The organism is Pseudomonas sp. TMP9 (assembly GCF_037943105.1).
Classification (GTDB): Bacteria; Pseudomonadota; Gammaproteobacteria; order Pseudomonadales; family Pseudomonadaceae; genus Aquipseudomonas.
The window spans coordinates 1,160,080-1,184,579 of the sequence record NZ_CP149803.1; the positions used below are offsets into that span (position 1 = coordinate 1,160,080).

General features: G+C 57.5%; 20 protein-coding genes. 9 read left to right on the forward strand and 11 right to left on the reverse strand.

What is annotated here, in order from left to right; translation table 11 throughout:
• Positions 1–181: 181 nt before the first annotated feature.
• The 4 genes from WF513_RS05465 (at position 182) to WF513_RS05480 (ending at position 7,089) form a co-directional block, all read left to right on the forward strand.
• Positions 182–1,525 (forward strand): TolC family outer membrane protein, encoded by a 1,344-nt coding sequence (locus WF513_RS05465; RefSeq protein WP_339082206.1) that lies wholly within the window; start codon positions 182–184, stop codon positions 1,523–1,525.
• Positions 1,526–1,550: 25 nt separating this feature from the next.
• Positions 1,551–3,707 carry a type I secretion system permease/ATPase gene (locus WF513_RS05470; protein WP_339082207.1) on the forward strand — a complete coding sequence of 719 codons (2,157 nt, stop codon included), beginning with the start codon at positions 1,551–1,553 and terminating at the stop codon, positions 3,705–3,707.
• Between the two features lie 19 nt (positions 3,708–3,726).
• On the forward strand, positions 3,727–5,073 hold the full coding sequence (locus WF513_RS05475) for an HlyD family type I secretion periplasmic adaptor subunit (protein ID WP_339083424.1): 1,347 nt from the start codon (positions 3,727–3,729) through the stop codon (positions 5,071–5,073).
• Positions 5,074–5,364: 291 nt separating this feature from the next.
• Positions 5,365–7,089, forward strand: a complete 1,725-nt coding sequence (locus WF513_RS05480) for a GspE/PulE family protein (protein WP_339082208.1) — start codon at positions 5,365–5,367, stop codon at positions 7,087–7,089.
• Between the two features lie 302 nt (positions 7,090–7,391).
• On the opposite strand, the gene mmsB is transcribed toward WF513_RS05480, so the two are convergent.
• From mmsB to WF513_RS05505, 5 genes are all read right to left on the reverse strand, one after another.
• A complete protein-coding gene (mmsB, locus tag WF513_RS05485; RefSeq protein ID WP_339082209.1) occupies positions 7,392–8,276 on the reverse strand; it encodes a 3-hydroxyisobutyrate dehydrogenase in 885 nt (294 codons plus the stop codon).
• Between the two features lie 179 nt (positions 8,277–8,455).
• The gene (locus WF513_RS05490; RefSeq protein ID WP_339082210.1) at positions 8,456–9,559 is read right to left on the reverse strand and encodes an enoyl-CoA hydratase/isomerase family protein; all 1,104 of its coding nucleotides are present in this window, start codon (positions 9,557–9,559) and stop codon (positions 8,456–8,458) included.
• Positions 9,560–9,709: 150 nt separating this feature from the next.
• A complete protein-coding gene (locus WF513_RS05495) occupies positions 9,710–10,528 on the reverse strand; it encodes an enoyl-CoA hydratase (protein ID WP_339082211.1) in 819 nt (272 codons plus the stop codon).
• Between the two features lie 30 nt (positions 10,529–10,558).
• A complete protein-coding gene (locus WF513_RS05500; protein WP_339082213.1) occupies positions 10,559–11,725 on the reverse strand; it encodes an isobutyryl-CoA dehydrogenase in 1,167 nt (388 codons plus the stop codon).
• Between the two features lie 70 nt (positions 11,726–11,795).
• Positions 11,796–13,304, reverse strand: a complete 1,509-nt coding sequence (locus WF513_RS05505) for a CoA-acylating methylmalonate-semialdehyde dehydrogenase (RefSeq protein WP_339082215.1) — start codon at positions 13,302–13,304, stop codon at positions 11,796–11,798.
• 136 nt (positions 13,305–13,440) lie between these two features.
• Between WF513_RS05505 and WF513_RS05510 the strand changes: the two genes are divergently transcribed.
• Positions 13,441–14,322 (forward strand): AraC family transcriptional regulator, encoded by an 882-nt coding sequence (locus WF513_RS05510; RefSeq protein ID WP_339082217.1) that lies wholly within the window; start codon positions 13,441–13,443, stop codon positions 14,320–14,322.
• A 63-nt stretch (positions 14,323–14,385) separates the two neighbouring features.
• On the opposite strand, the gene WF513_RS05515 is transcribed toward WF513_RS05510, so the two are convergent.
• Both WF513_RS05515 and WF513_RS05520 read right to left on the reverse strand, forming a co-directional pair.
• Positions 14,386–16,059 carry a diguanylate cyclase gene (locus WF513_RS05515; protein WP_339082218.1) on the reverse strand — a complete coding sequence of 558 codons (1,674 nt, stop codon included), beginning with the start codon at positions 16,057–16,059 and terminating at the stop codon, positions 14,386–14,388.
• Entirely contained in the window at positions 16,056–17,090 is a 1,035-nt protein-coding gene (locus WF513_RS05520; RefSeq protein ID WP_339082220.1) for an extracellular solute-binding protein, read from the reverse strand. Before WF513_RS05520 ends, WF513_RS05515 begins: the two co-directional genes overlap by 4 nt.
• 242 nt (positions 17,091–17,332) lie before the next feature.
• Here WF513_RS05520 and ung point away from each other — a divergent pair, with 242 nt between their 5' ends.
• Complete coding sequence (gene ung, locus WF513_RS05525) at positions 17,333–18,028, forward strand: uracil-DNA glycosylase (RefSeq protein ID WP_339082222.1); 696 nt, start codon at positions 17,333–17,335, stop codon at positions 18,026–18,028.
• Between the two features lie 52 nt (positions 18,029–18,080).
• On the opposite strand, the gene WF513_RS05530 is transcribed toward ung, so the two are convergent.
• The 3 genes from WF513_RS05530 to WF513_RS05540 all read right to left on the reverse strand — a co-directional run bounded on the left by WF513_RS05530 (position 18,081) and on the right by WF513_RS05540 (position 21,045).
• Positions 18,081–18,947, reverse strand: a complete 867-nt coding sequence (locus WF513_RS05530; protein ID WP_339082224.1) for a DUF6279 family lipoprotein — start codon at positions 18,945–18,947, stop codon at positions 18,081–18,083.
• 270 nt (positions 18,948–19,217) lie between these two features.
• Positions 19,218–20,054 carry an HDOD domain-containing protein gene (locus tag WF513_RS05535; protein ID WP_339082226.1) on the reverse strand — a complete coding sequence of 279 codons (837 nt, stop codon included), beginning with the start codon at positions 20,052–20,054 and terminating at the stop codon, positions 19,218–19,220.
• Positions 20,055–20,103: 49 nt separating this feature from the next.
• Positions 20,104–21,045 (reverse strand): folate-binding protein YgfZ, encoded by a 942-nt coding sequence (locus tag WF513_RS05540; protein ID WP_339082227.1) that lies wholly within the window; start codon positions 21,043–21,045, stop codon positions 20,104–20,106.
• Positions 21,046–21,280: 235 nt separating this feature from the next.
• Between WF513_RS05540 and WF513_RS05545 the strand changes: the two genes are divergently transcribed.
• Both WF513_RS05545 and WF513_RS05550 read left to right on the forward strand, forming a co-directional pair.
• Positions 21,281–21,535 (forward strand): succinate dehydrogenase assembly factor 2, encoded by a 255-nt coding sequence (locus WF513_RS05545; RefSeq protein WP_339082229.1) that lies wholly within the window; start codon positions 21,281–21,283, stop codon positions 21,533–21,535.
• The gene (locus tag WF513_RS05550; RefSeq protein ID WP_339082231.1) at positions 21,519–21,971 is read left to right on the forward strand and encodes a protein YgfX; all 453 of its coding nucleotides are present in this window, start codon (positions 21,519–21,521) and stop codon (positions 21,969–21,971) included. The genes WF513_RS05545 and WF513_RS05550 overlap by 17 nt, the downstream gene beginning before the upstream one ends.
• Here the strand turns inward: WF513_RS05550 and nadB are convergent.
• Positions 21,940–23,556, reverse strand: a complete 1,617-nt coding sequence (gene nadB, locus WF513_RS05555; protein WP_339082233.1) for an L-aspartate oxidase — start codon at positions 23,554–23,556, stop codon at positions 21,940–21,942. The genes WF513_RS05550 and nadB overlap by 32 nt on opposite strands.
• Positions 23,557–23,910: 354 nt before the next feature.
• Here nadB and rpoE point away from each other — a divergent pair, with 354 nt between their 5' ends.
• Positions 23,911–24,492 carry an RNA polymerase sigma factor RpoE gene (rpoE, locus tag WF513_RS05560; protein WP_339082235.1) on the forward strand — a complete coding sequence of 194 codons (582 nt, stop codon included), beginning with the start codon at positions 23,911–23,913 and terminating at the stop codon, positions 24,490–24,492.
• Positions 24,493–24,500: the final 8 nt, after the last annotated feature.

Below are 24,500 nucleotides of genomic sequence, written 5' to 3' on the forward strand. Positions count from 1 at the left end.
ATTGACCGACTGCTCGGGATAATAAACAATGCGGCACCTGATGTCACTTTGATATTGGCATAAAAACTCTGTGATGCAGTTCACGCTTAGTCGGTTGCTTGTGTATTCTTCCGGCCGCGCTTGATAGGTGTAATGTTTCACGGCTCAAGTCGCTAGTCCAACCTGATAAGGAATTCACTCAATGCGTTTTTTTGCACTGTTCCCTCTTGCTCTTGCGGTGTCGATGGCTGCCCACGGTCAGACTCTTAATGAAGCCATGCAAAGTGCCCTTGATGTGCATCCTGAGATTCAGGCGGGCATCAATGCGCGTTTGTCAGTTGAAGAACAAATGAAGGCTGCCAAAGGCGGTTACCTGCCGCGGGTCGACCTGTTGGCAGGTTATGGCCGTGAGGGCACTGACAGCCCCGGCACCCGTGGCACTACTCATAATACCGAAACGCTGAATCGCGGCGAGTCGAGCCTGCGTGTGCAACAGATGCTGTTTGATGGGTTTGCCACTAGCAGCGAAGTGGGCCGCCAGCGTGCCACCGTTAATGCCCGTGCTTATGAGTTGCTTGGAACTGCCGAGCGGACTGCACTGACAGTCGCAGAGGTTTATCTCGATTTGCTGACGCGTCAGGAATTGGTGCGTCTGGCTGAGACTAACCTGGCCAGTCACGAGCGTATTTATGACCAAATCACCCGCCGCAGCGAAAGTGGTGTGGGCCGCACCGCAGACCTTGATCAAGCCGAGGCGCGTTTGGCTCAGGCGCGTAACAACCTGATTACCGAGCAGACTAACTTGGCTGATGCACAGGTCAATTATTTCAGTGTGGTCGGTCGTGATGCCAGCGAGTTGAGTCGGCCTGCTGGTTTGGCCGGGCATTTACCGCAAAGCCTAAGTTCTGCGCGCCAAGAAATGCTCGCCAATAACCCACTGCTGAGTTCGGCAGAGGCGGATGTTCAGGCCACCGAGCAGCAATATGAAGCCGCTAAGTCGAGTTTCTATCCACGCTTTGATGCTGAGTTGTCGCGCGGTTTGGACAACAATATCGATGGTGTTAATGGTCACAGCAACGAGTGGCAGGCGATGGTGCGCATGCGCTACAACCTGTTCGCGGGCGGTAGTAATAAAGCTGACCTGCAGTCCAAGGCCTATCAGACCGGTCAAGCCATGGATATCCGTAACAATGCGCTGCGGGTATTAAATGAAGAGTTAGGTCTGGCTTGGAACGCCATGGAAAATGCCCGTCAGCAATTACCGATTGCCCAGCAGTACGTAGATTACAGCAGCCGGGTGCGCGGCTCTTACCAGAAGCAGTTCGGTCTGGGTGAGCGTACGTTGTTGGATTTACTCGACAGTGAAAACGAGCTGTTCACCGCTTCGCGTCGCCTTGAAGAAGTTCGCTTCATCGAGATGTTTACTCAATATCGGATCAAGGCCACCATGGGCACCCTGCTCAAGAGTCAGGGTGTAGTTGCGCCAATGGCTGCCGCACCGTTAGACGAGATCAAGGCTCAAGTTAGCTTGCCGGGCCTTAATTGAGCGCAGTCGTGAAGAGTGATTCCTTGTGGCAGTAGAGCCAAGCCCGATGCAAGTTCGTAGCGATCCTCGTGATCGCTACGATGACCCCCTCCTAGACAGCTTGTTATCACTGTGCGGCTTGCACCAAAAATCGGTGAGTCGGGCCATGCTTACCGCTGGGCTGCCGCTGCCTGAGCAGCGCCTGAGTGCCGAGTTGCTGCCGCGTGCAGCGGCTCGTGCAGGTTTGCAGGGGCGATGGTTACGCCGTGCGCTGGATAAAATCCCGTCTTTGGCCATGCCTGCTTTGCTGCTGCTAAACGATGGCCGTAGCGCTATTTTGCTCGGTTGGGATGAACAGGGGCACGCGCGCATCATGCCCAGCGAAAGCGAGGGTGGTGAGGTGCGGGTGAGTGCCGAGGCGCTCACTGAGGATTACAGCGGTCGAGTGTTTTTTGCTCAACCGCAGCACAAGTTTGATTTCAACCGTGGCGAGATGATCCCGCGCGCCACGTCCTGGTTTCGCGACACCCTCAAACGGTCGCGCTGGCTGTATATCGATGCGGTGGCGGCGAGTTTTTTGATCAATTTGATTGGCTTAGCTACGCCGCTGTTTGTGATGAATGTGTATGACCGCGTGGTGCCCAACCAAGCAGAAGCCACCTTATGGGTGTTAGCGATTGGCATCACGGGGGTGTTTTTCTTTGATTTATTGCTAAAAACCTTGCGCGGGCTGTGTCTGGATTTAGCCGGCAAAAAGACTGACTTGATCATCTCCGCCACGCTGTTCGAACGCATCGTTGGCATGGCCATGAAGTTTCGTCCGGCACGGGTCGGTAGTTTTGCCCAGAACATTCATGAGTTCCAAAGCCTGCGCGATTTCCTCGCCTCGCTGACGCTGGCCAGCGTTATCGACCTGCCGTTTACCCTGTTGATTCTCGCCGTAATTGCCATGATTGGCGGGCACTTGGTGTGGATTCCGGTGCTGGCTTTCCCGCTGGTAGCTTTGATCGGCTGGGCCTTGCAGCGGCCGCTGGCCGAGACGATGCAGCGCACCATGGCGTTGGCGGGTGAGCGTCAGTCAAGCCTGATTGAAAGTTTGGCTGGGCTGGATGCGGTCAAGGTCAATAACGCTGAGAGCGAGCGGCAATATCTATGGGAGCAGACCATCGGCACCCTCAGCCGTTTGGAGCTGCGCGCACGCATGCTTTCCAGTTTCGCGATGAACGCCACCATGCTGCTGCAGCAACTCGCTGGGGTGATTGTGATTGTGCTCGGGGTGTACCAGATTATCGACGGTAAGCTGAGCATGGGCGGTTTGATTGCCTGTTACATGCTCAGCAGTCGTGCGCTTGGGCCGCTGACGCAGATTTCTGGTTTGCTTACTCGTTATCAGCAAGCGCGCGTCACTCTTGAATCCGTTAATCAGATGATGGAGCTGCCGCAAGAGCGTCACGCCGACGAGCGTCCGCTCAAGCGTCAGTCGTTGCAGGGCGCCATCGAGTTTCGCCAGCTGGATTTCCACTACCCGGATCAACAGCAGGCCGCTTTGCAGGGCATTAACCTGGTGGTTCGCCCGGGTGAAAAAATAGGCATTATCGGCCGCAGTGGTTCGGGCAAAAGCTCGCTGGCCAAACTGATTGTCGGCTTATACCAGCCTGATGCAGGCAGCCTGTTGGTTGATGGTATTGATGTGCGTCAGCTGGATGTCAGCGACCTGCGCCACAACATCGGCTATGTACCGCAGGATATTCAGCTGTTCAGCGGTACCCTGCGCGACAACTTAGTGTCCGGCGCGCGCTATGTGGAAGACGAGCTGGTGTTGCAGGCCGCCGAGCTGGCCGGCGTGCATGAGTTCGCTCGCCTGCACCCGAAAGGTTATGAGTTGCAGGTGGGGGAGCGTGGGCAGAACCTTTCCGGCGGTCAGCGGCAGAACGTCGCTCTCGCTCGTGCGCTGCTGCTTGATCCGCCGATTTTGCTGCTGGATGAGCCGACCAGCGCTATGGATAACACCGGCGAGGAGCGCCTCAAACAGCGTTTGGCTGCCGTGATTGGCAACAAAACCCTGCTGTTGGTCACCCACCGTGCCTCAATGCTTAGCTTGGTTGACCGGCTGGTCATCGTCGATCGTGGGCAAATCATTGCTGACGGGCCTAAAGGTAGCGTCATGGAAGCGCTGAAGAAGGGGCAGATCAGTGTCAGCTAAAGAGCCCGAGAAGAAGAGCCTGCGTCAGGCTATTGCCGCTTATTTCGGCAGCCGCGATGAGCTCGGCGATGAGCCGCTGCCTGAGGTTAACAAAGCGCTGATCGAGGACGCGCCGCGGGTGGTGCGTCTGACCATCTGGGGGTTGATCGCGTTTGTGGTGTTTTGCCTGCTGTGGGCCAATTTCGCCATGGTTGACGAGGTCACGCGTGGCGATGGTAAGGCCATCCCGTCCTCGCGCTTGCAGAAAATTCAGAACTTGGAAGGCGGCATCGTCGCTGAGTTGTTTGTCCGCGAAGGGCAAATTGTCGAGGTGGGCGCTCCATTGCTGCGTCTGGATGACACCCGTTTTGCCTCCAATGTGGGCGAAACTGAGGCTGATCGCCTGGCCTTGCTGCTGCGCGTGGAGCGCCTCAACGCCGAAGTGCAGGACCGCGAACTGCTGATCACTGATGAGATACGGGAAAAAGCTGGTCGTCAGGCGGATAACGAGATTCAGCTCTTTAACAGCCGCAAACAGCAATTGCTCGATGAGGTGGCGGGTTTAGAAGAGCAGTTGATTCAGCGTCAGCAGGAGTTGCGCGAGTTCGCTTCTAAGCAAGGCCAGTTTCGCAATAGCCTCAGCCTGCTGCGCCAGGAAATAAACATGTCCGAGCCGCTGGTGGCTGAAGGTGCCATTTCTCCGGTGGAAGTGTTGCGCCTTAAGCGGGCCGAAGTGGAAGCGCGCGGTCAGCTAGATGCCACCACCTTGGCCATGCCAAGGGCTCAGGCGGCGATCAATGAAGTGCAGCGCAAAATTGATGAAACCCGTGGGCGTTTTCGCAGTGAGGCGCTGACTCAGCTAAACGAGGCGCGAACCGATCTGAGTAAAATCCAGTCCACCGGCAAAGCGCTGGAGGACCGGGTCAACCGAACGCTGGTGGTGTCGCCGGTGCGCGGTATCGTCAAGCAGTTGCTGGTCAACACCATCGGCGGGGTGATTCAGCCGGGCAGCGACTTGGTGGAAATTGTGCCGTTGGGTGAGAACCTGTTGGTTGAAGCACGTATCCGTCCGCAAGACATCGCCTTTCTGCATCCGGGGCAGGAAGCCATGGTCAAGTTCACCGCCTATGACTTCACTATTTACGGCGGGCTCAAGGCCGAGTTGGAGCAGATCGGTGCAGATACCGTGACGGACGACGACGGCAACAGTTTTTACGAGATCAAGCTGCGCACCAATAAAAGCCATCTGGGCACTGCAGAGCGTCCGCTGCTGATTATTCCTGGCATGGTGGCTTCGGTGGATATCATCACGGGCAAGAAAAGTGTGCTCAGTTACCTGCTTAAACCGATCATCCGCGCCCGTGCTGAGGCGCTGCGCGAACGTTGAGTTAGGCAGGCCGTGCACAGAATCAAGCCGCAGTTCGCTGCGGCTTTTTGTTATCTGCAATGTATGTTCAGCCTTCGCCATTGGCCGTGATGTGCAGTTGGTGTGACCGCGTTGGGGCTGAGTATTTCGTTTCGATGCGTGCGGGTACTCACGCGTTAGGGGGCTCAAACAGCCGGTTATCAGTAAGGTGACCATCGGTATAAATTACGTTGTGCGAAATTGACGCAGAACAATCAGTGCATGCGTAATGGCGATATGCTGGCTTTATTGGGTAATCGAGGAGTATCGGACGTGCCATCTATCATCAATGACCACCAGCAACTGTTCGATTATTTGCAGCAGCGCACCGACTCCCCACGCCGCCATCGGCGGCTCGGTGAGTTGCTGGTCAACCAGGGTCGGATCAATCAGCAGCAGCTGCAAAACGCCCTGACCCAGCAACAGCAAGACAGTCATTCTGGGCGTCTGGGGCAGATTCTGCTTAAACAAGAGCTGGTCGACCGGCACGCCTTGGCCAGCGCTCTGGTTGAGCAGCTTGATATAGCCCAAGTCAATCTAGAAACCTTCCAGCTTGAGCCGCAAACCGTGCAGTTGTTGCCGGAGAACCTCGCCCGCGAGCGCCGGGTGCTGCCATTGTTGGTCCAAGGCGAGATGCTAGTGGTGGCCACGCCTAACCCATCGGACTGCGATCTGCTGCACCTCATCGGCTTTATCACCGGTAAGCAGGTTGAGGCGATCCAGGCTCAAGATGAACAACTCGACAGGGCCATCAATCGGCTCTACGGCGCGGAAGCCGCGTTGCAGTTGCCCGAGAGTGAGAGCCGCGAGCCGGAGATGAGCCTGCATCGGATGAAGCAGTTGGCCGAAGAAAAGCCCACGGTGCGCTTTGTCGACAGCCTGCTTGAAGATGCCATCTCACGTCGGGCTTCAGATATTCACTTGCGGCCGGGTAAGCATGAGGTGGCCATTCTGTTTCGCATCGATGGCGTGTTGACCGAGGTGCGTCGGATCAAGCCAGGCAACTTGGCCGCGATTGTCAGCCGGATCAAAATCATCGGCGGCATGAACATCGCCGAGCGGCGCTTACCGCAAGATGGCCGGCATTTGGTGGTTATGGGGGAGCGCAATATCGACCTGCGCCTGTCGATCATGCCAACCGTGCATGGCGAGAGCGTGGTCATTCGTATCCTCGATACCCAGCAGAGCATGAAGACCCTGAGCCAAATTGGCTTCAATGATCGCGATGCCGAACGCTTTCGCCAGCTCACCAGCCACAGCCAAGGCATTGTGCTGGTCACCGGCCCTACTGGCTCAGGTAAAAGCACCACGTTGTATGCCGCGTTGAATGGCATCAAAGACACGGGGGTGAATGTCATTACCGTGGAAGATCCGGTGGAGTACCAGATCGACGGTATTCGCCAGATCCAAGTCAAACCGCAAATTGGCTACACCTTTGCCCACGCCTTGCGGCACATCCTGCGCCACGACCCCGATGTGATTATGGTCGGCGAAATCCGCGATCAGGAAACCGCCATGATGGCCACTGAAAGCGCCCTCACTGGGCACTTGGTGCTGTCCACCCTGCACACCAACAGCGCGGCGACCACGGTGACGCGGTTACTCGAAATCGGCATCGCGCCTTATCTACTCAATGCCAGCCTGCTTGGGGTGTTGGCTCAGCGTCTGGTGCGGCGTAATTGCCCCAAGTGCCTGGAGCCGGAGCAGGTGTCGGATTATGTGCGCAAGGGCTTGGGTCTCTCCGCGGATGAGGTCTTCTATGTCGGCCGCGGTTGCAGCCATTGCAACGGCAAGGGGTTTGCCGGACGTATTGCTGCCTACGAGTTGTTGGAAGTGACCCCGGCGCTGCGCGCCCTGATCCAGCCGGATGTAGCGGCCCAGAAGATTGAGCAACAGGCGATTGCTGATGGCATGCGGCCGCTGACGCAGAGCGCGTTGTCTTTGGCCCGTGATCGGCTGATTTCGCTGGGTGAGGTTTATCGCGTGCGTTTGGAATAAGCCGGCGGATGCTGCTCAATGTAAGCCGTTCGAGTTTTGCAGCCCTTCACCATAAATGGGCGAAGGGCTGGGGCGTTTGTGCCCACACACGTGTGCGGACTCATGCACCAAGCCGATTATCAGGCCGAGCGCAATGTGCTGGGCATGTGGTGGCTGACGGAGCGTGCGAGCGGGGTCTGTTTTTACTGTGAAAAACGCGCGCTCTTTATCGATAAACAGCGCCTAGCCCGGATGCAATCCGGGGTCGTTATAAGGCTCTGCACCTACTCGCGGGTTGCATTCGATCTACCAGCCCTTCGCATTTATTCAACAAACAGCTGCTGCACCACCGAGAAGTCCTGTTTGCCCTTACCTTGCTTGAGCAGCAGGCGATACAGCTGTAAGGCTAATGCGCCCATCGGCGTGCTGCTGCCGCTGGCTTGCGCGGCTTCTTGGGCCAAGCCTAGGTCTTTGGTCATCAGCTCGGCCATAAAACCACCGCTGTAGCCGTTGGATGCCGGCGTGTTAGCCATCACGCCGGGCCAGGGGTTGTATTTCTCCAGCGTCCAGTTACCGCCTGAACTCTGGCGCATGATTTCGGCCAGCACAGCCGGCTCTAGGCCGTTGGCCACGCCCATGGCCATGGCTTCGGCCGTGGCGATCATCTGGACTGCCAGCACTTGGTTGTTGCACACCTTGGCCACCTGGCCTGCGCCGTCGGGGCCGGCATGGAAGATATTTTTGCCCATGGCCTGAAAGAAGGGCTGGGCCTTGGCCAAGGTTTCTGCCTGGCCGCCGATCATAAACGTTAGAGTGCCTGCCGCCGCACCGGCAGTGCCGCCAGACACCGGTGCATCAAGCAGTTGAATGCCACGTTCGCGCGCCGCCGCATGCACGTTGCGCGCGGCTTCTGGGGCGATGGTCGAGCATTCCAACACCAGGGTGCCGGGTTTGAGCGCGGCGAACAGGCCATTAGCACCCAAGTACAGGCCTTCGACATGGCGGCTGGCGGGCAGCATGCTGACCACGACCTGCGCGCCCTGCACGGCCTCAATGGCGCTGACGGCGGCGAGTGCACCTTCGCCGGCCAGTTGATCCATGGCCGCCTGCACCAGATCAAATACCTTAAGGTTAAAGCCGGCCTTGAGCAGGTTACGGGCCATGGGCAGGCCCATATGGCCGAGGCCGATAAAAGCGATTGTTGTCATTGTTATGCTCCCTTAGCGCTGAACGTTGTCGCTCGGATGCAGCCCGGGCAGGTTGTTAAATCAACCCCTCCCGGATTGCATCCGGGCTACGAGGGGCTGTGTATCGGTGTAGGGTGGATGGCGCTTCACCCATCCACCAGTTTCGGTCTGGTCGGTGGATGAAAAGAACGTTATCTACACTACAGATCCGTCAACGGATGCTCACCGTCCCAGGCCGGTGCGAAGTGCGCGTCAATTACCTGCTGCGGGATGCTCGCTACATCGGGCCAGTGCCACTGTGGCGCGTGGTCTTTGTCGATCAGGCGAGCACGAACACCTTCCGGGAACTCCGGATGACGGCAGCAGTTCAGGCTGATGGCGTATTCCATGCGGAATACCTCGGCCAGAGACAGCTGCTTGGCACGCTTGATTTGCTCCCACACCAGGTGCCCGGTCAGCGGGCAACCGCCGGCGAGGGTTTTGCCGGCGCGGGCTAATAGCGGGTCGTGGTTGTCCTGTAAAGCCTGGATGGCCTGCCAGGCGTGGGGCAGGTCGGCTGTGTCGAGTAATTCATCAATACGCGCTCGGCGCGGCAACCACTGGGCTTCGGGTAGCTCGCCTAAGGCCTGGTTTTCCAAGGCTTTAAGCAGGCTATGCAGTTGTTGTTGCGGTTGCTCCAACCAGTTCAACTGCACCAGACCTTCGAGCAACGGATCTTGCTGCTCGTCGAGTAACACGCGGTCGGCCAGATCGAGATCTAACGCATCGCGCGCGTTAATGCTGCTGGCGGTCAGGCCAAGGAACAGCCCGAGCTTGCCGGGCAGGCGGGCGAGGAACCGACTGCCGCCGACATCCGGGTACAGGCCGATATTCACTTCGGGCATGCCCAGTCGGCTGCTGGGGGTAACGATACGAATACCGGCGCCTTGCATCAGGCCCATGCCACCGCCCAGGACGTGGCCGTGAGCCCAGCAGATAAAAGGTTTCGGGTAGGTGTGGATACGGTGGTCGAGGCGGTATTCGTCGGCAAAAAAACGCCGCGCCAAAGGCGGTATTTCGCCGGGGTGTTCACGGCACTGCTGCACCAATTGCACCACATCACCGCCGGCGCAGAACGCCTTAGGGCCGTTACCGCGCAGCAGCACGCAGGCGATGCTGGGGTCTTCGGCCCAAGCTTTAAGCGTGGCATCCAGCGCCTCAATCATCGGCAGCGTGAGGGCGTTAAGGCTCTTTTCGGCGTCTAGGCTGGCAATGCCGATGCGCATGCCATGTTGGGCCGGGCGTTCTTCAAAATGCACGTTCATCAGCGTTTCCAGAGTCGGGTGGGTCGGGGCGCGTAGCCGGCGTTTTATCCATCCACCGAGTTGGGCTACGGTGGATGTAAAAAGCTACATCCACCCTACGGATTTGCGTTGCCTAGGTAGAAAATTGCGCAGGGCTTCGCACCGTTCGGATCACTTGTTGCGCCACTGCGGGTCGCGTTTTTCCAGAAAAGCGTTGACCCCTTCACGGGTGTCGTCAGCGTCGAACAGATCGACAAAGCGCTCACGCTCCTCTGGCAGCCACGTACTTGGGCTGCGTTCACGGGCGCCTTGAATCAGCGGTTTGATGGTGCGCACGGCCACCGGGCTCTGCCGCGCTACCTTGGCTGCGAGCAAAAGGGCATGGCCGCGGGCTTCACCGCTGTCGACCACTTGCTCGACCAGGCCGATACGCAGCGCGGTTTGCGCATCAACCCGTTCGCCACACAGAATCATGCGCTTAGCCCAGCCTTCACCGACTAACCAGCTCAGGTGCTGCGTGCCACCGGCGCAGGGCAGCAGGCCCACCGTGGCTTCTGGCAGCGCCATGTACGCCTGCTGTTCAGCAATGCGCAGGTCGCAGGCCAGCGCACATTCCAGGCCACCGCCCATGGCGTAGCCGTTAATCGCGGCAATTGACACGCCACGAAAGTCACGCAGGGCCTCGAAAGCCTCGCCAAACCGTTTAGCCATCTCGCGGGCGCGGGCTTTGTCGCCATCAGCAAACAGCTTGAGATCAGCGCCCGCACTGAAGAATTTAGCGCCTTGGCCAGTGATCACCAGGGCGTAAATGTCATCGTCATGGTTGAGGTGCTCAATCAGCTGCTTAAGACCGATCAACGAATCGCGATCCCAGGTATTAGCCGGCGGGTTGTTGAGGGTGATCAGCGCCGTGTGGCCGTGCTTTTCCACGGTGATCTTGTGGGTCAAGTCGAAGACCCCGGTTTTGTAGGCTTCGATGGCGTGGCTCATAAGCGTCCTCATTTCTACAGGTTGGGTTCGTTAGAGCAAGCGATCGAGCATGCCGCCTTGGTCAAGCAGGCGACGGGCGATGATCACACGCATGATCTCGTTGGTGCCTTCCAGTATCTGGTGCACGCGGCTGTCACGCACCCAGCGCTCCAACGGGTAATCATTGAGGTAACCATAACCGCCATGCAGTTGCAGTGCCTCGTTGCACAGGGTGAAGCAATGGTCAGTGGCAAAACGCTTGGCCATGGCGCAATACAAGCTGGCTTCGCTGTGGCCGTGGTCCAGCTTATGTGCGGCTAAACGCACCATCTGCCGGCTGGCGGTGAGGTCAGTGAGCATGTCGGCGAGCTTGAATTGCAGCGCTTGAAAGTCACTGAGGGGCTTGCCGAACTGTTTGCGCTCCTCCACATAACGCAGTGACTGTTCCAGCGCCGCCTGCGCCGCGCCCAAAGAGCAGCTGGCGATATTGATCCGTCCACCATCCAAGCCCTTCATGGCATAGACGAAGCCTTGGCCTTCTGGGCCGATGCGGTTACCGGCCGGAATGCGCACCCCGTCAAAGGTGATGGTGCGTGTTGGTTGGGCGCGCCAGCCCATCTTCAATTCGTTGCGCCCGTACTTCACGCCTTCGGCATCGGCCGGCACCAAGAAACATGACACGCCTTTGGCGCCGCTGTCTTCGCCAGTACGGGCCATCACAATTAATACATCGGTTGCGCCTGCGCCGGAGATAAAGCACTTGCTGCCGTCCAACACATAATCATCGCCATCCCGCTTAGCGCGGGTGCGCAGGTGCGCGGCGTCTGAGCCAGCATCCGGTTCGGTGAGGCAGTAGGAGGCCAGCAGCTCGCCACTGACCAAGCGCGGCAGCCAGGTGTCTTTCAGTGCCTGATCAGCGAAGGAGGCGAGCATCCACGCCGCCATGTTGTGAATGGTGAGAAAGGCGGTGGTGGAGATGCAACCGGCTGACAGCTGCTCGAAAATCAGCGAGGCGGATAACCGGGAAAGGCCAAGGCCACCGTTGTCTTCATCGATATAGAGGGCCAAGTAGCCCTGTTCGGCCGCGCGCTTGATCACGTCCACCGGGAAGTGGTGGTCGCGGTCCCAGTCGGCAGCATGCGGGGCCAGTTCACGGCTGGCGAATTGGCGAGCGCTTTCGACCAGCAGGCGTTGTTCTTCGCTAAGTTCAAAGTCCATTGCGCATCCTTTTGGGCGTGATGCCCCGATTCATAAAGCCGGGCCGGCTCGTGACCGGCCCGGTAATAGGTTATTTGAGTTGTATGGTCATATTCGGCCCGGCAGGTGCAGCGCTGGCGAGGGCGTCGTCATCAAACCAGCGGCTGGTCACCGTTTTCGTTTCGGTAAAGAACCGTACCCCTTGTTTACCATAGGCATGCAGGTCGCCATAGAACGAGCCCTTCCAACCGGTAAACGAGAAGAACGGCAGCGGCACCGGTACCGGTACGTTAATGCCCACTTGGCCAACTTCTACCGTGTGCTGGTAATGCCGCGCCGCGCCGCCGGAGCGGGTAAAAATCGAGGTGCCGTTGCCGTAGGGGCTGGCGTTGACCAGTTCGATGGCTTCATCCAGCGTGTCGACTTGCATGCACACCAGTACCGGGCCGAAGATTTCTTCGCGGTACAGGCTCATTTTTGCAGTGACACCGCGAAACAAGGTGGCGCCGATCCAGTTGCCGTTCGGGTAACCCTCGACCGTGCAGTGCGAACCATCCAGCAGGCATTCGGCGCCTTCCGCTTTGCCTTCTGCAATGATGCGAATGACCCGCTGTTTGGCTTGTTGGCTGATCAGTGGGCCAAAGGCAGCGTGACCATTGGTCCAGTAACCGGGTTGCAGGTCGGCCATTTGTGCCTGCAGCTCATCAATCCACTGCTTGGATTCGCCAACGAACACCGCCACGCTGATCGCCATGCAGCGCTGCCCGGCCGCGCCGCAACTGGCGCCGACCAAGTTGCTCAGTACCTGCTGTTTATTGGCGTCGGGCATGATCACCATATGGTTCTTGGCCCCGGCAAAGGCTTGCACGCGCTTTAGGTGCGCGGTGCCGGTGCGGTAGATGTGCTGGCCAACCGGCACTGAACCGACAAAAGAGATAGCGCGAATGTCCGGATGGGTGAGCAAGCTGTCGACCACTTCGCGAGCGCCGTGCAGCACTTGCAGCACACCTTTGGGGGCGCCGGCTTCGATAAACAGCTCGGCGAGGCGATTAGGCGTCAGTGGGTCTTGCTCGGAGGGCTTGAGAATAAAGGTGTTGCCGGCGGCGATGGCCAGGGGAAACATCCACAGCGGAATCATCGCCGGGAAGTTAAACGGGGTGATGCCCACGCATACGCCGAGTGGCTGAATCCAACTGGCGGTGTCGATGTCGCGGGCGACGTTTTCCATGGTCTCGCCCATCATCAGGCTGGCGATATTGCACGCCTGCTCGACCACCTCGATACCGCGCCACACATCGCCCTTGGCGTCGGCCAGGGTTTTGCCGGTTTCGCCTGCGAGGATTTCCGCCAGCTCATCGTGGTGTTCTTTGAGCAAGTGCTGATACCGCAGCATCACCCGCGCGCGGTCAGACACTGGCACTTCACGCCAGGTCAGGAAGGCTGCCTTGGCACTGGCAATCGCCGCTTCAATTTCCTCGGCAGTGGCCTTGGGCGTGAGCGCCAAAACGTGCTGGGTCGCCGGGTCGGTGACTTCGATAAATTCGCGGGTACGGCTTTCGCGCCATTCGCCGTCGATCAACTGTGGGATTGCCTTGGCCATTGTTCCTCCGGGTGAGTCTCACGCGGGACTCGGTGGTTATTTGTCCGTGTTATAGCGGCCTTAATCCACTTTGTGGATTGACGATCTTGGTCAGTGGATGGACTATCTTGTGATTGAAAGACGCGCGGAGAGCCGAATGCCTGCCTATGTGGATACCTCTAATTGGCCTCTGCCTGTCAACGGTGTGCGCTTTATCACGCCACCTCGACTACGGCGTTTATTAGTCAAAAGCCCACTGGCGAGTGGCTGCTACCCGCTGGCATTGGGTTTCTACCCGCAAGCGCAAGGGCACGGTATGCAGCGCACCGCGCCAGACGATCACCTGTTGATCTACTGCCGCGCCGGGCAGGGCTGGTTGGACACGCCGGATGGACGATTAGCTGTCAGTGGTGGTGATCTGCTGCTGTTGCCAAAAGGTATTGCTCACGCCTATGGCGCAGATGCCCAAAAACCTTGGACGTTGTATTGGGTGCACTTCGATGGCGACTTGGTGGCCGATTTTGTTAAACCGCTGGGCAAGGGGCCGCTGTGGCGTATCGGTGTGCAGCCACGCTTGTTGGCTGAGCTTGATGCGTTACTTAACCTGCGTAAACAAGGCCTTAACCTGCCTCACTTTATTCATGCGGCGCATCAGTTGCAGGTGCTGCTGACGTCCTTGGCGGTGTTGCCAACGCGCGCCACCTTGAAGTCTGGGCGGGTGCTGGATGTGGATGCGGTGCAGGCAGTGATGCGTGCCCACTTACATGGTTCGCTGAACCTCGATGAGCTGGCTGCGCAGTTCAAACTGTCGCGCTTTCACTTCGCCAAGACCTACCGCGCACTGACCGGGCACGCGCCGATTCAGGAATTTATCCAACTGAAAATGGCCCACGCCTGCCGCCTACTCGACGAAGGTGAGCAGGGCATTCGCCAGGTGGCGGAGCAGCTGGGGTATGAAGACGTGTATTACTTCTCGCGGTTGTTTCGCAAAGTGGTGGGCATGGCGCCCAACCATTACCGGGCGCTGCATCAGGGCTAGGTTAGGCGTCAATACGCTAAGCCGGCGCCCGTAGCACGCGAGGCAGTGACCGCGTGCAGTTACTTAGGCGCTGGTGATGGTATTTCGACCACTGCGCTTCGAGTTGTACATGGCGCGGTCGGCATTTTGTAGCAGCGTTTGCGCATCGCTACCGTCTTGCGGGTAAAGGCTGATACCGAGGCTGGCACGTACCTGCAGGTCTTTGCCATCGATCAACAGGCGGTTTTGCAGCAAGGCCAATAGCTTCTGGGCAATACCCAGCAGGGTGGCGTGGCTCTCAACCTCATCGAAGAGTATGACGAACTCGTCACCGCCCAAGCGGGCCACGGTGTCGCCACTGCGGGTCACCGAGGCGAGCAAGTGAGCCACGTTATTCAGTACCTCATCGCCGGCGGCGTGGCCGAGGCTGTCGTTAATTTCCTTAAAGTGATCGAGGTCAACATAAAGCAGGCCTAACAACTTGCCGCTGCGTTCGGCGTTACTGATGGCGTGTTGCAGGCGATCGAAAAACAGGCGGCGATTGGGTAGGCCGGTCAACGGGTCGTTGTGCGCCATGCGCTGCAGCTCTTTCTGGTTCGTGTTGAGTTCGACTATCTGAGTGAGGATTTTTTCCTGCATGGCGCGGATATCTCGGGCCAACTTACCAAGTTCGTCACCGCGCTCGGTTGGCAGTGGCTGCAGGCTGAGGTCTTTGCTGAAATGGGCGATTGCCAAGCCTATTTGATTCAGGGGTCGAATCATCTTGCGCGCAAGCCACAGTGAGAGCAGCAGGGTGATCAAGCTAAGCGCCACGATGATTTGTATCAGGCGCTGATCGAGTTCGCGGGATGCTGCGAGGATATGTTCCTCGGGTACTGCCAGGCCCAGTAGTAAATGCTTGCTCTCAGCTTCGAAGCTGACGGTGGTAAAGGCCGCTAGCCGGGTCGGCTGCTCACGTTTGGCTGGCAGAATACTGAGCATGTTGCTGCTTTCCCCTGTAAGTAAAGCAAGCAGTTCCGGCAGCTGGGTTTGAATCATTACGCTGGGGCCTTGCCCGTTGGTCTGGGACTTGTTGCGCTCAGGGTTGAGCAGCAGTTCGCCCTGACTGTTGGCCAGAAAAAACTGATAGTAGTCGGGCAGATCGCGCTGCAAGCGGCTGAATAGCTTCTTGATATTGATGCTCAGCACTATCAGACCGAGTACGTGCTGGTCATTGGCCCAAATAGGGCTGGCCAGGTGGAGTGTTAACCCTTTGTCCGGATCAAGGCGCGAAGGGGCTATCTCAGAAAAGAACAGCTGGCCTGGCACTAACTTCAACGTTTTAAACACATAGGGGAAATGGCCTTTTTCTTGTAAAGCGCTGCTGGCAACCATGCCGTGGCGATCAACGTTGATGCGCTCCAAACCATGGTTTTTCGCGTCGATCAGGCGAATACGCTGGTACTCGGGGTGGGCGTTGAGCATGGAGGTAAATAGCTGAGTTAACTCCGCAAACTCTTTGTTGCTCCTTGGCATGTCTGCAAGCACGTCAACCGGTTGCGACTGGGTGCTGAGTACCTTGAGGTCATCGGCGAAATTTTCCAGGCTGATCTGCAGGTTACGCCCCAATACTTGATTGGCCAGCAGCAGATCGCGCTTGGCAGCAGCAATCAAGATTTGCTTGCTGCTGCTCAGGGCGTAGTAACTGGCCAGCCCACTGAGCAGCAAACCGAATAAGCAGAGCAATACGGTGAGCTTACTGCCAAGGCTGAGTTTCAAGGCTGCACTACGTTTTCCGGGCGCTCCCCGGCGAGTATGGATTGCCACAATTTGGCGCGCAGTTCAGCGTTTGCCACAGGCTCAAGCCAAATCAGGTGCAAGGGCGCGTTTGAGGCGTGCAGGGTGCGCAAGGTGTTTTCCAGGCCCTGGCGCTCAGTCAAGGCGACGCTGACTTGTGGCTCAAGGCTGTAGTTGATCCATTGCTCAGCCAGGTCACGGTTGGGCGAAGTGCGAGTAATTGCCCAGCAGTCCAGCCAGGCAAACGCACCTTCCTGAGGGATCACGTAACCCACATCGGCGCCTGCATCCTGTAACAGCTTAAGTTGCTGACGACCGTAGTTGGCATACATCAAGGCAACGGGGTTTTGCGTAAACAGGCTTACTGACTCTTCCGGCAAGCTGTAAAAGCTCAGCACGTTACGCCGCAACTCAATCAGCTTGGTTAGCGTGGCGGGCATCTCTTCGTTTGGTGTCGCGAAGGGAGGTTTAGCAAGGGCTTGGCGGGCCAGGGAGAAGCTGTGACTGCTGCCGTCATAGGCCAGCACTTGACCCTGCCATTGCGGATCCCAGAGGCTGTCAATCGAGTTCGGTGGGCGATCCATCATCTTGCGGTTATAGATCAGCCCCATCTCGCCATAGACATAAGGGACTCCGTAGGCCTGCCCCTTATGCATTAAGCCGGGAATGTCGTTGATCTGACGAAACTGCTGGAGTTGGCCGTTGCGATTGGTCAAATTTGCCAAGCGTAAGGGTTGCAGCAGCTGCTGCTGTACGAAGTGGTTGATTTCGGAGGTGTTGGCGGTGATTACATCGTAATGCTTGCCGCCATCCTTACTCAGCTTAAACCGCAACTCGTCATCGTTACCGACAAGGGTGACCTCTACGTCGACGTTATAGCGTTCAGCAAAAGCTGCGACTAAGTCGGCATCGGCATAGCCAGGCCACGTCAGGACGCGTAGCAGTGGCTTGGCCTCTAATGGCAGGCTGAGTAGGCACAGTAGGAGTATGGGTAGCAGTGAGCGTAATGGCACGGTAATGGCCTTTGCTTTTTCACAGTCTAGGCCAGTAATAGCCTAGTGCAGAAGCCCCTTGATCTGTTTGCTTGGGGAGATTTTGCTGAGTGACAGCATCCGTCTCTGCGCACCATCTTCGCAAGCACCGCAACTCAAGGTATCACCTGGCGCTACAACCGGCGCTGCAATGCCGTTTGCCTTGACTTGCCTAGACGCGTTCCTTAGCGTGCCGTCTCCGTTGGATTAAGCAGGATTCTGGCATGAGCACTGCCGATAACGTCAAACTCGAAGCGGGCTGGAAGGCCGCTCTGCATGAAGAGTTCGAGAAGCCCTATATGCGTGAGCTGGGTGATTTTCTGCGGGCGGAAAAGGCCGCAGGCAAGCAGATTTATCCGCCTGGTGCGCTGATCTTCAATGCGCTCAACTCCACTCCACTGGCTCAGGTCAAGGTGGTGGTGATTGGCCAGGACCCTTATCACGGCGAGGGTCAGGCTCACGGCCTGTGCTTCTCGGTGCAGCCGGGGGTGAAGACGCCGCCGTCGCTGGTGAATATCTATAAAGAGCTCAAGCGTGACCTGAATATTGATATTCCCGGCCATGGCAACCTGCAGCATTGGGCGGAGCAGGGCGTGCTGCTGCTCAACACCTCGTTGACGGTTGAGCATGGCATCGCCGGCTCCCACGCCAAGATTGGCTGGCAGACTTTTACCGACAAGGTGATCGAGGTGGTCAGCCAGCAGCAAGCGCGGCTGGTGTTTCTGCTCTGGGGCGCGCATGCGCAGAGCAAGGAAAAGCTGATCGATACCAGCAAGCACCTGGTGCTGAAATCAGTGCACCCTTCGCCACTGTCAGCGCACCGTGGTTTTATCGGTAATGGCCATTTCAGCCGCTGCAATAAATTCCTTGTGCAGCATGAACTGAGCCCGATCGATTGGCGTTTGCCTGAGGCGTGTTAACGCCTACGTCGGCCTGCCAGCGTGCAGCGCGCAGCAGGCAGCTAAATCGGGTTTAGGCTTTGCATTGCTGCTCGCTGAGGTCCTTGCGCAGGTCACGCAGGCGATGGCCTAAGCGCTCACGCTGGCTTTGATCAGCGCTGCCTAGCAACTGGCCAAACAACAACGCCAGCGCCTGGCGTGAGCGATCATAGTTGGCGCGGTATTCGTCGCTGTAAAACGCCTCACGTTGCTGCAGCAAGCGTGTCAGCTGTTCGGCGAAGTCGGCACTGTGACGTTGGGCGAAGGCGGCGCGTAACTGCGTCTGCCATTGTTGGCGGTTTTCCAACCACAGCCGGTTCTGCTCGCCGAGGCCATTGGCCCAGTCTGCAATGTGGTCTGTTTGTGCGCTGTTCAGGCGCCCCAGCCAAGGCTTCGTCCGTGCCTGCATGCGCTCGCGTCGCTCGCTGATTTGTAAAGCCAGCGGTGGCTCAAGGTAGTCTTGGCGGTCTTCTAGGTTGTCTTCATCGAGTGCTGCATAGAATTCGTTGATTTGCTCATCGTTTAACCCTTGCAGCAGTTCGATCGCCGTTGGGGTGATTTCCACGCTGATGCGTTTAAGTGCAGCATCGAACTGGCTGAATTGCTCAAGTAATTGGCGGTTATCCGGTTGCGGCTGGTTGAGGATGCCCTCAGTGGTTTGCAGCCAGTCGATATAACGCGGCAACTCGGCGCTGCAGTGCCATTGCAAGTGCGCCTCTAGGCGAGGCTTTAGCCAGGCCTGCTGCTGGCTATCCAAGTTTAGATAGTCGTTCAGCCGCCAAGGCACCAGCCAGTCTAGGTTGCGATACGCCAGGCCGGCGCGGCTGCAAGCGCTGACCAACAGGCTGACGCAGAGCAATAGCAACAGGGTTTTTAGGATAGGCCAGCGCAGAAGGTTCATTAACAGTGCCTCATTGATTCAGGCCTGAGAGTACGCCTACGCAATGGTCCTGCGTGACTGTGAACATATTTGTTAAACAAAAAATTTGCCCTGCAAGGCCTAACCAAGCGCCCTTGCCAGAGCCTGTTTAAACCGCGCGCTGTAAAGCGTAGGCAGTTCGCCGCAGCAGAGCGCTGTCGATGGCGGTTCGTTTAAGTCGGGTGGCGCGGGTGTGGGGAGGTTCTTGCTGCAGTGCCGACTAAGTCAGCACTGCAGCTCAGCGGGCCTTGGTTACTGCAGCATGCTCATGGCGGCTTCCATGGCGGCCGACAAGTCTTCGTCATCATTGAGATTCTGGCTTGGGTCTAAGCCGAGCTTGCGGAATGCCGGGATCTGGCTCCAGTCCAGCTGGGTGTAAGGGTGCTCGCTGCCCAAATAGCTCTGCAGGGTGGCGACCTGGACGATATCGACATAATCGACCTTGGCGCTGTCGCGCGTGAAGTCCAGGTACTGGCTAGGGACCATGGCGATCTGCTCGGGAAACTCCCACGTGCGAAGGATTCTATCGCCGATGATCGGGTGTATTTGCTCAATCACATGGTTGAGGCTGATGGAGTCGGCCAGCAGTTCGCTGTGTTCTTCGGCGTAGGTCAGAATCGGCAACACACCGATCTGATGGACTAAGCCGGCGAGGGTGGCTTGGTCAGGTAACAGGCGGGTGTAGTGCTTGCAGAGAACGTGGCAAATGCCGGCGATTTCGGTGCTTTTATTCCACACTTCACGCATTTTCCGGTCAACTACATCGCTGGTGGCCTGGAACATCTGTTCCATGGCAAGGCCTGTGGCCAAGTTACAGGTGTAGTTGATGCCCAGACGCGCAACAGCCATTTGTATGTCGGTGATTTCTTTGTTGGTGCGCAGCAGCGGGCTGTTGACCACTTTGATGATACGCGCGGTCAAGGCGGCGTCGTTGCCTATGACTTTACTCAGTTGCGGGATGCCGATATCCGGGTCTTCTGCTGCCTCGCGGACTTTTAACGCGACTTCTGGCAGGGTCGGCAGTACCAGTTCATCGCTGTCGATGGCCTGGATCAGCTCCTTTTGGACTTTTTCGGCAAGCTTGCTCATGGGTCATTCTCTTTAGACGGTGAGGCTAATAAGTGAAGGTAAGTGGCGCTTAGCGCTGAATGTCGCGATCTGAGTCCAGTGTATACGGCAATTCGAGGACGCTCAGCGTGCGGCCCTCGGCAGAACCCACGTGAATATGGCCATCCTGTGCGGCATCCTCTTGCAGTACCGCCAGCAGTTCGATACCCGTTGCGCTGCGGGCTGCTAACACGACCTCACCGACGCTGGATGCGCGCGCAGGCGAAAACAATGCAGTGGCGGGCTCTGGCACTTGGTTGTCATGCAGTTCTAAGCGGTACAGGCGGCGTTTGAGCTTGCCGAGGTATTGCATGCGCGCCACGATTTCCTGCCCGGTGTAACAGCCTTTTTTGAAGCTGACGCCACCCACGGCTTGCAAATTGATCATCTGCGGAATGAACAGCTCGCGGGTGCCGCCCATGACCTGGCCAACGCCGGCCCGGACTTGCGCCAACAGCCAAGCATTAAGCGGTGCCTCTGGCAGTTGACTGGCTATTAGCGCTTTGACGGTTTCGCTCTGGTTGGCGGGTATCCACAGCTCGGCGCGGCCATCGCTTAAGCGAAGGGCTAGCAATTCATTGTTGTGCACCACGCTGTCAGTAGCCTCTGGCAACGCTAAGCCGAGGCTAATCAGGACGCTGTCGCCACCGCTCAAACCCAGGCGCAGCCAGGCACAACTTTCGTCAGCGAGTTTAGATTTGCTAAAGGCTGCGTATTTTTTCAGGTCGTTTAACTGCGCTTCAAGCAGATCGCTGGCCATCGCTAACAGGTAGCCATCACTGACTGCGACCACACGAAAGCTTGACTGCATACGACCTTTGGGCGTGCAGCGCGCACCTAGGCTGGAGTAACTTTCGCTGAGGTAATTAAGGTTGCAGGTGATTTGACCCTGGAGGAACTTGTTGGCGTCTGGGCCGCGTACGGCGAGGAGGCCTTCGTGGCTGAGGGTGCAATAAAACGCGGTGTCGGCCATGGTGAGTTAGCTATCGCTGAATAAAAGTTAGGGGGCTCATCATAGAGCGCACTTGGCGCCTTGTCAGCGCTTGCCGCAGCTTGTGACGGCGGATTGCCCGGCAGGCTGCTGCAGACGATCTTTTCACCGGTATACTGCGCGACATACTTATGGCTGCCATGCATGGCAGCCTCCCATCTGGCAGTCGCTGCGCGACATTAAAGTGGCTCCATGCCACTTTTCAAGGAGCATACCCATGGTTGACTCAGTTGAACTCAATCGTCTTTTTTGGCATAGCCGCCGCGGCATGCTGGAGCTGGACGTATTGTTGGTGCCATTTGTACGTGAGGTGTATCCGCACTTGGATGCAGAAGACCGTGAGCGCTACCGCAAACTGCTTGAGTCTGAGGATCAGGACATGTTTGGCTGGTTTATGCAGCGCAATCAGCCTGAAGATGACGATCTCAAGCGCATGGTTCGGATGATTTTGGACCGTGTCCAGCCCAAGTGATGCCTTCGAGTGCTGGTGGCAGCCTTCGCGCTGGCTGCTGGCGTGCTATGGCCTGATCCAAGGGCTGGCACTGCTCAGTGTGGGGTTGGTGGATATTGTGCTGTGGGCGCAGATGCTCGGCGCGGCGTTCTGCGTCGCACATGCCCTTTGGGTCGTACCGCGGTATCTGCTGCTGACACGGCCTTCGGCTTACCGGGCGTTGCGTTGCAATACGCTGGGTTGGCAGGTGTTCAGCGAAGTCTCGGGTTGGCAAACTATTGAGCTGCACCCTGATAGCTTGGCGCTGCCGTTGGCTGTGCTGCTGCGCTTTCGTTTGGCCGGGCAGCGGCGCGTGCGTTCGCTGTGCATCCCGCGCGACAGCTTGGCGCGCAAGCAGCATCGGCGTTTACGGGTGCGGCTTAAATTCAGTCGTCATAGGTGGGCGGCACTAAAATAGTGTCTTTGGCCTCGGCCAATTGATGCGGATAGTCCAAGGTGTAGTGCAGGCCTCGGCTTTCGTGGCGCAGCATGGCTGAGCGAATCATCAATTCGGCGACTTGGGCCAAGTTACGCAGCTCAATCAGGTCACGGCTGACTTTGTAATTGCTATAAAACTCATGGATCTCGTCAAGCAGCATGCGCACCCGGTGCTCGGCGCGCTGCAAGCGCTTGTTGGTGCGTACGATGCCCACGTAGTCCCACATAAAGCGGCGTAATTCATCCCAGTTGTGCGCAATGATTACGTCTTCGTCGGAATCGGTCACTTGGCTGGCGTCCCAGCCGGGAAGCTCGCTGGGTATGCTGATTTGATCCAGTTGCGCGAGAATATTTTCCGCCGCCGAGCGCGCGTAGACGAAGCATTCCAACAGCGAGTTACTGGCCATGCGGTTGGCACCATGCAGGCCGGTAAAACTGGTTTCGCCGATGGCATACAAACCGGGTACGTCGGTGTGGCCGCTTTGGTCGACCAGCACGCCGCCACAGGTGTAGTGAGCAGCCGGCACCACTGGAATAGGTTCTTTAGTAATGTCGATGCCAAATTCTAGACAGCGCTCATACACGGTTGGGAAGTGCGTCTTAATGAATTCAGCAGGTTTATGGCTGATATCCAGAAACACGCAGTCTATGCCGAGGCGCTTCATTTCATGGTCAATGGCGCGGGCGACGATATCGCGCGGCGCTAATTCAGCGCGCTCATCGAACCGCGGCATAAAGCGTTCGCCGTTGGGTAGTTTGAGCAGGGCACCCTCACCGCGCAGAGCTTCAGTGACCAGAAAACTCTTAGCCTTTGGGTGATACAGGCACGTTGGGTGGAATTGGTTGAACTCTAAGTTGCCGACCCGACAGCCCGCGCGCCAAGCCATGGCAATGCCGTCACCGCAAGCGCCGTCCGGGTTACTGGTATATAGGTAGACTTTGGCCGCGCCACCTGTGGCAAGAATCACGAAGCGCGCGGCAAAGGTATCAACTTCGCCGCTGGCGCGGTTGAGTACGTAAGCGCCCAGGCAACGTTGGCCAGCCAAGCCGAGTTTGCGCTCAGTGATCAAATCAACGGCGACCCGCTGCTCAAGCAATTCGATATTGCTGCGCTGTTTGGTTTGCGCGAGCAGGGTGTTGAAGATCGCGGCGCCAGTGGCATCGGCGGCGTGAATGATGCGCCTATGGCTGTGGCCACCTTCACGGGTTAGGTGGAATTCAAAACCGCTGTCCTCACCGGCGCTGTGGTCATCGCGGGTAAAAGGCACGCCCTGATCAATCAGCCACTGAATGGCTTCGCGGCTGTGCTCAACGGTAAAGCGCACTGCGTCCTCACGGCATAGGCCGCCACCCGCGTTAAGGGTGTCTTCGACATGCGATTCGACGGTGTCGGTATCATCTAAAACCGCCGCCACGCCGCCTTGCGCCCAGTAGGTCGAGCCATTAGCCAAGTTACCTTTGCTCAGCACAGCAATGCGCAGGTGCTCAGGCAGCATCAAGGCCAGGGTCAGACCGGCGGCGCCGCTACCGATAACCAGAACGTCGTGTTGGTAATGTTGGCTCATGTCTGAATTCCGCGAAAAGCGACCCCTAGTATATAGAGGGGGTGGACGGCACAATAGCCGGCTTATGACCAAGTAGGTTACTCAGGAACTTTTTAAGTGTTTACAGTTCCATACGCGGCTCTCTTATCCGGGGTATGCGTGCTCCGAGCACGGCATGCGCGCCTCGCTTATGAGGGAGTTAGATTAAAAGTGCAGCAGCGGAGCCCCATTGCTGCACCCTTCCGTGCAGGACTTTTAAGTGTTCTGCAGGAAGCTTGTTTGAAGGAGAGAACTTTTGCGCAATGCCCAAGTCTACTTTGGCAGACCGGTTAACAGGTTGGCGTTGCGCTCCTTCAAACCTAATGAGGAGTTTTCATGCTAACCCAGGATGATGATCAGCAGCTGGTCGAACGCGTACAACGCGGCGACAAACGTGCATTTGATCTATTGGTGCTGAAGTACCAGCACAAGATTCTCGGGTTGATCGTGCGCTTTGTGCACGACACCCATGAAGCACAGGATGTGGCGCAGGAAGCTTTTATCAAGGCCTACCGAGCCTTGGGTAATTTTCGCGGAGACAGTGCGTTTTATACCTGGCTGTATCGGATTGCCATTAACACAGCGAAGAACCATCTGGTGTCCCGCGGCCGTCGGCCGCCAGACAGTGATGTAAGCGCTGAAGATGCTGAGTTCTACGATGGCGATCATGCCCTCAAGAATATTGAGTCTCCTGAACGCGTGCTACTGCGCGATGAGATTGAGGCCACCGTGCACCGCAGCATTGAGCAATTGCCGGAAGATTTACGCACAGCCCTAACCTTGCGTGAATTTGATGGTCTGAGTTACGAGGACATTGCCAGTGTCATGCAATGTCCGGTTGGCACCGTGCGTTCGCGAATTTTCCGGGCACGTGAGGCCATTGATCGATCCCTGCAGCCCTTGCTGCAGGACACTTGAGACAGCGG

Excerpts from the sequence above, each read along its gene's own strand:
- WF513_RS05465 (WP_339082206.1), top strand. The coding sequence starts at position 182 with ATGCGTTTTTTTGCACTGTTCCCTCTTGCTCTTGCGGTGTCGATGGCT.
- mmsB (WP_339082209.1), bottom strand. The coding sequence starts at position 8,276 with ATGACAACAATCGCTTTTATCGGCCTCGGCCATATGGGCCTGCCCATG.
- WF513_RS05490 (WP_339082210.1), bottom strand. The coding sequence starts at position 9,559 with ATGAACGTGCATTTTGAAGAACGCCCGGCCCAACATGGCATGCGCATC.
- WF513_RS05495 (WP_339082211.1), bottom strand. The coding sequence starts at position 10,528 with ATGAGCCACGCCATCGAAGCCTACAAAACCGGGGTCTTCGACTTGACC.
- WF513_RS05500 (WP_339082213.1), bottom strand. The coding sequence starts at position 11,725 with ATGGACTTTGAACTTAGCGAAGAACAACGCCTGCTGGTCGAAAGCGCT.
- WF513_RS05505 (WP_339082215.1), bottom strand. The coding sequence starts at position 13,304 with ATGGCCAAGGCAATCCCACAGTTGATCGACGGCGAATGGCGCGAAAGC.
- WF513_RS05510 (WP_339082217.1), top strand. The coding sequence starts at position 13,441 with ATGCCTGCCTATGTGGATACCTCTAATTGGCCTCTGCCTGTCAACGGT.
- ung (WP_339082222.1), top strand. The coding sequence starts at position 17,333 with ATGAGCACTGCCGATAACGTCAAACTCGAAGCGGGCTGGAAGGCCGCT.
- WF513_RS05530 (WP_339082224.1), bottom strand. The coding sequence starts at position 18,947 with ATGAACCTTCTGCGCTGGCCTATCCTAAAAACCCTGTTGCTATTGCTC.
- WF513_RS05535 (WP_339082226.1), bottom strand. The coding sequence starts at position 20,054 with ATGAGCAAGCTTGCCGAAAAAGTCCAAAAGGAGCTGATCCAGGCCATC.
- WF513_RS05540 (WP_339082227.1), bottom strand. The coding sequence starts at position 21,045 with ATGGCCGACACCGCGTTTTATTGCACCCTCAGCCACGAAGGCCTCCTC.
- WF513_RS05545 (WP_339082229.1), top strand. The coding sequence starts at position 21,281 with ATGGTTGACTCAGTTGAACTCAATCGTCTTTTTTGGCATAGCCGCCGC.
- nadB (WP_339082233.1), bottom strand. The coding sequence starts at position 23,556 with ATGAGCCAACATTACCAACACGACGTTCTGGTTATCGGTAGCGGCGCC.
- rpoE (WP_339082235.1), top strand. The coding sequence starts at position 23,911 with ATGCTAACCCAGGATGATGATCAGCAGCTGGTCGAACGCGTACAACGC.